Here is a 7,036-nt window from a genome sequence, read left to right as displayed (position 1 = left end):
GCGCAGGCCCCCGCCGCCGCGCCCCACCCGGCCCCCTTGCGGCAGATCCGCTTCGACGTGGACAGCGAGCCGCAGGGCGCGGAGGTGAAGGTCAACGGCAAGGTGCGTGGCACCACCCCCGTGGTCGTCACGTACACGCCGGAGGGGCCGGGCCTCTCGGACGTGGAGGTGTCGTTCGCGCTGGACGGCTACCAGACCCTCAGCAAGGTCTACTCGGGTGAACCGGGTAGCACCGTGCCTGTTTCCATCAAGCTGACGCGCATCAAGAAGCAGGGACCCACCAGGCCCGCCAAGGCCCCGGGTTCCGCGTACAAGGACGATCCGTACCAGTGAATCCCCCGACAGCCTTCCGACGTGGAGCGCTCCTCGCGCTGTGCCTTTGCGCGACCGAGGCCCTGGCGGACGCGCGCCTCGAAGCGCGCCGCCACTTCCGCAATGGCATGAACCTCATCGAGCAGAAGCAGTTCGATGAGGGCATCGCCGAACTGGAAGCGGCTTACGACATCAAGCCGCACCCCAGCGTCCTCTACAACATCGCCCGGGCGTACCAGGACGCGGGCCGGTTCGACGAGGCGCTGGATGCGTACAAGCGCTACCTCGCCTCCAACCCGCCGGACGCCGCCAACGTGCAGGCCCAGGTGACGCGCCTGGAGGCCACGCGCCAGGCCGCGCAGGCGGAGGCCCCCGCTCCGGGCACCCAGCCCGGCACCGGGACGCAGGGCTCGGGCTCCACCACCGGCCTGCCCATGCCCCCGCCTCCGCCCACGAGCATCCAGGCCCAGCAGCAGATGGCCGCGCTCATGGAGCGGCTGGAGAAGGCCGTCGCCCGCGCGGAGTCGATGGGCGGCCAGCCCCAGGCCCCGGCGCAGCCCGCGCCCGCGCCCGGCACGGGCAACACGTCCAGCGGCAGCGCCGAGTCCGGCGACACCTCCGGCGACCAGGGCCTGGTGCCCTACGAAGAGCGCGTGGTGACGGCGAGCCGCCGCGCCCAGTCCTCGCTGGAGGCGCCCAACGCCACCACCGTCATCACCGCGGAGGACATCCGCCTGTCGGGCGCCACCACGCTGCCGGAGCTGTTGCGCCGCGTGCCCGGCGCGGACGTGATGGCCATGGGCGTGGGCAGCGCCAACGTCAGCCTGCGCGGCTTCAACCAGCGCCTGGCCAACAAGGTGCTGGTGCTGGTGGACGGCCGCACGGAGTACCAGGACTTCCTCGGCCTCACCGTGTGGGCGGGGCTGCCCATCGGCCTGGAGGAGATCGACCGCATCGAGGTCATCCGAGGCCCGGGCAGCGCGCTGTACGGCGCGAACGCGATGCTGGGCGTCATCAACATCATCACCCAGGCCCCCGGCACCGGTCGGCGCGCGCGCTTCGGCGCCATGGCGGGTGGCGGCAACACCGTGCAGGGCTCCTTCGTCAGCCACGGCCAGAACGGCGCCCTGCGCTACCGCGCGTCCGCCGCGTACCGGCAGGAGGACAAGTGGAGCCGTGACTACGAGTCCGGCCGTCCGGACTTCGCCATCCAGGGCCCCGCGGATCCGGACCTGGGGCAGCGCGGCGCCCGCGCCAACCTGTCCACCGTCTACACGTTCCAGGAGGGCCAGGCGATTGGCGTCTCCGGCGGCGTGCACCGCTACCTCACCGAAATCTATCCGCTGGGCCTCTTGCGCAACTACTACATCGACGGCCTGGGCGCGTACGCCAAGGCCGACGTGGAGCTGGGCGCGGTGAAGCTCAAGGCGTTCTGGAACCACCTGTCCGGCGACGCGGGTCCCCAGTACGAGGCCATTGGCCAGCGCTCGCTGGGCATCCAGGTGGCCTCCAACGTCTTCAACGGTGAAGCGCTGTACGCGCGCGGCTTCGAGCTGGCCGGCGAGCACCAGGTGAACATCGGCGTGGAGGGCCGCTTGAAGCGCGTGGCCTTCACCTACCTGGACGACCTGCGCGAGGAGTTCCACGCGGCGGCCTTCGTCCAGGACGACTGGCGCATCGTGCAGCCGCTGCGCCTCATCGTCAGCTACCGCGTGGACCGCCACCCGCTGCTCGACAAGGGCACCCCGGGCATTGCCCAATCGCCGCGTCTGTCCGCGGTGTTCCAGCCCATTGAAGGGCACGCCTTCCGCGCGTCCGTGGCCACCGCCTTCCGCGAGCCCACGTTCCTGGAGAGCTACACCCGGCTGCCCGTGCCCGTGCCGGGCGTCAACGGCGTGAGCCTGCTGACCACCGGCAACCGGACGCTGCGCCCGGAGCGCCTGAACGCGCTGGAGCTGGGCTGGCGCGGTGAGTCCCCGCGCCTGGGCCTGGACTGGGACGTGGCCCTCTACCAGAACACGGTGAAGGACCTCATCGCGCTGTCGCCCGTGCAGCCCCTGCCCGCCGGCGAGTCCTACGACAGCGGCAGCGGCAGCTACCTCTTGGGCCGCTCCATGTTCACCAACGAGGCCGCCATCTACACCGCGCGCGGCGTGGAGGCGGGCATCAACGTGTCCCCCATCGACGGCCTGGGCGTGAAGGCCAGCGCCGCGTACCAGCACATCAGCTCCGACCTGCCGGATGACGGCCAGTGCGGCACGTGCAGCCAGACGCCGGCCTTCCGCCTCTTCGGCGGCGTCACCTACCGCACGCGCACGGACCTGGAGTTCGGCATCGAAGCGGCGTTCACCACCTCCACCACCTGGGTGGAGCGCGAGCCCTCCGCGTCCGACCCGACGCGCGTGGACCTCATCGCCAACAACCTCCCCGCGTACACCGTCGTCAACGCCCGCGTGGGCTACACCGTGGTGAAGGACTTCGTCTCCGTGGCGCTGCAGGGCAGCCAGCTCGGTGGCGGCCACGCGGAGCACCCCTTCGGCAACCGGATTGAACGGCGCGTGTTCGCCAACCTCACGGTGACCCCATGAAGCGCGCCCTTCCCCTCCTCGCCCTCTCGCTCGCGCCGCTGGTGTCCGGCGGCTGTGACGCCCCGGACGTGGTGCCCACCGCGGACGGCCGCCAGCACACGCGCTCGGCCCGCATCGAGGGCAGCCTGGTGGTGCAGTCGCGCGCGCGCGGCAACGCCATCGTGTTCATCTACGACGTGGCCAACCCGCCGCCCCCCGCGGGCGCCGGCCGCCCGCTGGCCTTCACCGTCGTCACCGCCCAGGAGCTGTTCGGCGCGTCGCTGGGGGACAACTCCACGGGCCCGTTCACCGCGCCGTTCTCCCTGAGCCTGGTGGAGCCGGGCCGCTACCTCCTGCGCGGCTTCATCGACGCGGACACCTGCCGCACCGTGCCGCAGCCCTGCCACGTGTCGGACTTCAACCCCTGGTACAGCGTCACGTCCGAGCCCAACGCGGGCGACGTGGGCGGCGGCGCGGTGGACCCCGCCACCGGCGCCACGCGCGTCCTGGAGGTCACCACGGACGCGGACGGCTGGCCCCAGCCGCTCACCGGCGTGTCCGTGTCCTTCGCGGACTCGGCGACCGTGCCCTTCGACCGGCCCGCCTTCCAGGTGGGGGAGTCGCGCGACTTCGACACGTCCTCCGGACTCAAGCTGCTGACGCTCACGCCCCAGCCGCTCACCGGCGCGGTGGACCAGCGTCCCCCGGGTTTCTGGGTGCAGCTGGGGGACGCCAACAAGGACGGCATCCCGGACGACGCCAACGCGGACGGCAAGCCGGACATCGTCTGGCCGCGCGTCATCGTGCGAAAGCTGGTGGAGGGCCCCACGGGCTACGTGGACGACACCGACGCGAACAAGGACGGCCAGCCGGATGCAGTCGTGCTGGCGGCCGGCCTGGTGCCTGATCCGCTGCTCGCCGCCCTCCTCGACGAACAGGGAAAACCCCGCCCGCAGCCCGTCTTCGTGCCGCAGCTCCCGGTGGCCATCCGCGCCCAGGCGCTGGACGCGCGAGACCCCGCCGCCCCCGTGCCGCTGACGGCCGTGCCTCCGGGCCGCTACAGCGTCACCCTGCTCCAGTCCACGGGCCAGACGTGGCGTCTGCCCAACGAGTTGGATCCGGCGCGCGCGGAGGCCGTGGGGCTGCCGGGCGTGCAGTCCCAGGCCTTCGTGCTGGACGTCCACTGAGGTCGTTTTCGCCCTCCTGAAATCGCGGCGTGGAGTCCTGGGTTGCTTTGACTTCGCCAGGCCCATCCGCGACCATGGGCGCAGCCGCTGGAGGCGTTTCCTCCCCGAGGTTTTGATTCCGATGAAGGCCGGTCCCCTCTCCGCCCCCGAAACCGCGCCGTCCCGTCCGACGGGGAGCACGCCCACGGTCCGCCCGGCCGGGGGAACCGGTCCGCAGCGGGTGCTGCTGGTGGACGACAGCCGCTCCATCCGGACGCTGCTGAAGATCTACCTCATGGCCCGCAGCTTCGAGTTCCTCGAGGCCGAGTCCGCCGAGGAAGGCCTCAAGGTCGCCGAGGCGGAGCACGTGGACCTCATCCTCACCGACTTCCACATGGACGGGATGAACGGCGCGGACTTCGCCGGGCAGATCCGCGCCAGCAGCAACGCGCGGCTGTCCAAGGTCCCCATCCTGATGATGACGGGCGACCCGAACGTGGCGGAGGTGCGCGCCCTGGGCCAGAAGGCCGGCATCAGCGCCTTCGTGCGCAAGCCCGTCAGCTGCGCGCAGCTGATGACGCTGGTGGACACCATCCTCCCGCTGCCCCGCGCCACCGCGAAGTAGCCCGCTTCAGGCCGGGCGCTCCCTCGCGAGCGCCCGCCGCTTGCGCAGCGCCTCACCCACGCGCACGGCGAAGAGCAACGCCAGGACGGCCCCGTAGAGCACCGGCTCCGTGACGTCCTTCTTCACCCGCCACACGAAGTGCACCACGCCCAGCACCGCGGCCACGTAGGCCAGCCGGTGCAGGCGCTGCCATGCCGGAAAGCCCAGCCTGCGCACCCACTTGTTCGTGGACGTGACGGCCAGCGGCACCAGCAGCACGAAGGCGGTGAAGCCCACGGTGATGAAGGGCCGGGTGAAGACGTCCTCCGCCATGGCGCGCACGTCCAGGCCCTGATCCAGCACGGAGTACGTGAGGAAGTGCGCCGCCGCGTAGGTGAAGGCCAGCAGGCCCAGCGTGCGGCGGATGCGCGCGGGCCACGTCCAGCCCGTCACCAGCCGCACCGGCGTGCACGCCAGCGACGCCATCAGCACCGCCAGCGCGAAGAGGCCCGTCTGGTTGAGGGCGAACTCGATGCCGTTGGCCCCCAGCTCGCCCCGGGCTCCCAGCACCGCGAGTTGCAGCAGCGGCGCCAGGCCTCCGACGGCGATGGCGGGGTTGAGCCAGGGGAGCTTGGAGGAGGCCATGGTTTTAGAAGTCCTGCTTCAGGTCCATGCCGCGGTAGAGGCCGGCCACCGCGTCCGCGTAGCCGTTGAAGGGCAGCGTGGGCCGGCGCGACGACTCACCGATGCGGCGCTCCGAGGCCTGGCTCCAGCGCGGGTGGTCCACCGCCGGGTTCACGTTGGCGTAGAAGCCGTACTCGCGCTTGTTGGCGAGGTTCCACGTCGTGGGCGGCCGTTCGCGCGTGAGGGTGATGCGGACAATGGACTTGATGCCCTTGAAGCCGTACTTCCACGGCACCACCAGCCGCAGCGGGGCGCCGTTCTGCGCGGGCAGCTGCTTGCCGTACAGGCCCGTGGCCAGCAGCGTCAGCGGGTGCCGGGCCTCATCCAGGCGCAGGCCTTCGACGTAGGGCCAGTCCAGCACCGGGCTCTTCTGGCCGGGCAGCTGCTCCGGGTCCTCCAGCGTGGTGAAGGCCACGTACTTCGCGAAGGACGTGGGCTGCACGCGGTCCAGGAGCTTGCCCAGGGGCAGGCCCAGCCACGGAATCACCATGGACCAGGCCTCCACGCAGCGCATCCGGTAGACGCGCTCCTCCAGCGGGAAGGCGGAGATGAGCTGATCCACGTCCACGGTCCACGGCTTGTGGACCTCCCCGTCGATGACGACGGTCCACGGCCGCGTCTTCAAGAGGTGCGCGCGGCGGGCCGGGTCGTTCTTGTCCAGGCCCAGCTCGTAGAAGTTGTTGTAGGTGGTGACGTCCTCGTAGGGCGTGCGGGGCTCGTCCGTGTCGAAGAGCCCCTGCGCGGGCGCCACGGGCTGGTCCACCGTGCCCGCGTCCGGCACGAAGCCGTCCATGGGCCGGGTGCGCTTCATGCCCAGCAGGTACAGCCCTCCGCCCACCACCGCGGCGGTGCCCGCGAACAGGCCCGCGTTCTTGAGGAACTCGCGGCGGCGCAGGTAGAGCTTCTCGGGCGTCACTTCGGAGCCGGGGGGCTCGGGAGGGAGCTTGTCGCGCATGGCTCCCTCTATAACGCTCCAGCGCCTTTTCCGGTTACCGCCGGGCGTCCTTCACCCGCCACAGCCGCCACCAGGGAGTGCCGGGGGACTGATGGTGCTCCCAGTGGTAGCCGAAGAAGAAGCACGACAGCAGGGCCCACAGGTGGTTGCGCGGCAGGGTGCGCGCATGGTGCGGCGCCATGGCCTCCGTGTCCGGACGCCGGTGCGGCAGGTACGTGCCGAAGTAGAACAGCTGCACGGTGGCCAGCACCGACGGCAGCACCCAGAAGGCCAGGATGCGCGCCTGGGGCACGCCCAGCCACAGCAGCGCGTTGAACTTCAGCGCCATGACCGCGATTTGAGGCCAGGTCGTGTAGCGGACCATGAAGGCCCCGAACCACGGCCAGAACGACAGGCCCCGGGCCGCGAAGTCCGGGTCGTCGTCCCCGGTGGGGTCGGCATGGTGGGCGCGGTGGTTCACCACCAGCCGGCGGTAGGACAGCCCCGCGAAGAGGAAGCAGGCCAGCGTGCCCACCGCCGTGTTCACCCGGCGGTTCAGGGACACCGTGCCGTGCATGGCGTCATGGCCGGTGATGAAGAGGCCGGTGGACAGCCACATCTGCAGGACGACGTGCAGCCAGGGGAGCGGTGAGGCCCACGGCAGCCCGGGGCCCGCCAGCATCCACGCCAGGTGCCCGCCCCACGCGCCCACCACCGCGAGCGCGAGCACGGCGCCCCACGGGTCGGGAGGGGCGGGACGGGTGGAGGG

Annotated in this window: 7 protein-coding genes; 4 read left to right on the top strand and 3 right to left on the bottom strand. The window is 71.3% G+C overall.

Translation table 11 applies throughout. The annotated features are described in order from the left end of the window. The 4 genes from D7X55_RS32610 to D7X55_RS32595 form a co-directional block, all read left to right on the top strand. Positions 1-333 (top strand): PEGA domain-containing protein (locus D7X55_RS32610; RefSeq protein WP_121725099.1); only part of this gene is annotated, 333 nt, incomplete at its 5' end. Beyond that, positions 330-2,900 carry a TonB-dependent siderophore receptor gene (locus D7X55_RS32605; RefSeq protein WP_199747261.1) on the top strand — a complete coding sequence of 857 codons (2,571 nt, stop codon included), beginning with the start codon at positions 330-332 and terminating at the stop codon, positions 2,898-2,900. The genes D7X55_RS32610 and D7X55_RS32605, both read left to right, overlap by 4 nt. Continuing rightward, positions 2,897-4,066, top strand: coding sequence for a hypothetical protein (locus D7X55_RS32600; protein ID WP_120553001.1), 1,170 nt, complete (start codon positions 2,897-2,899; stop codon positions 4,064-4,066). The genes D7X55_RS32605 and D7X55_RS32600 overlap by 4 nt, the downstream gene beginning before the upstream one ends. Positions 4,067-4,187: 121 nt before the next feature. Continuing rightward, the gene (locus D7X55_RS32595; protein ID WP_120553002.1) at positions 4,188-4,670 is read left to right on the top strand and encodes a response regulator; all 483 of its coding nucleotides are present in this window, start codon (positions 4,188-4,190) and stop codon (positions 4,668-4,670) included. A gap of 6 nt (positions 4,671-4,676) precedes the next feature. Here D7X55_RS32595 and D7X55_RS32590 read toward each other — a convergent pair whose 3' ends face one another. The 3 genes from D7X55_RS32590 to D7X55_RS32580 all read right to left on the bottom strand — a co-directional run. Continuing rightward, positions 4,677-5,294 carry a sulfite oxidase heme-binding subunit YedZ gene (locus tag D7X55_RS32590; protein ID WP_121725096.1) on the bottom strand — a complete coding sequence of 206 codons (618 nt, stop codon included), beginning with the start codon at positions 5,292-5,294 and terminating at the stop codon, positions 4,677-4,679. A gap of 4 nt (positions 5,295-5,298) precedes the next feature. Next, entirely contained in the window at positions 5,299-6,288 is a 990-nt protein-coding gene (gene msrP, locus D7X55_RS32585) for a protein-methionine-sulfoxide reductase catalytic subunit MsrP (RefSeq protein ID WP_120553004.1), read from the bottom strand. Positions 6,289-6,322: 34 nt separating this feature from the next. After that, positions 6,323-7,036 (bottom strand): fatty acid desaturase (locus D7X55_RS32580; RefSeq protein ID WP_233610209.1); only part of this gene is annotated, 714 nt, incomplete at its 5' end.

Origin of the sequence: Corallococcus sp. AB049A (assembly GCF_003668885.1) — a bacterium.
Taxonomy (GTDB): Bacteria; Myxococcota; Myxococcia; order Myxococcales; family Myxococcaceae; genus Corallococcus; species Corallococcus interemptor.
The sequence above is the reverse complement of the archived record's forward strand: the minus strand, read 5'-3'. Positions and strand labels throughout refer to the sequence as shown.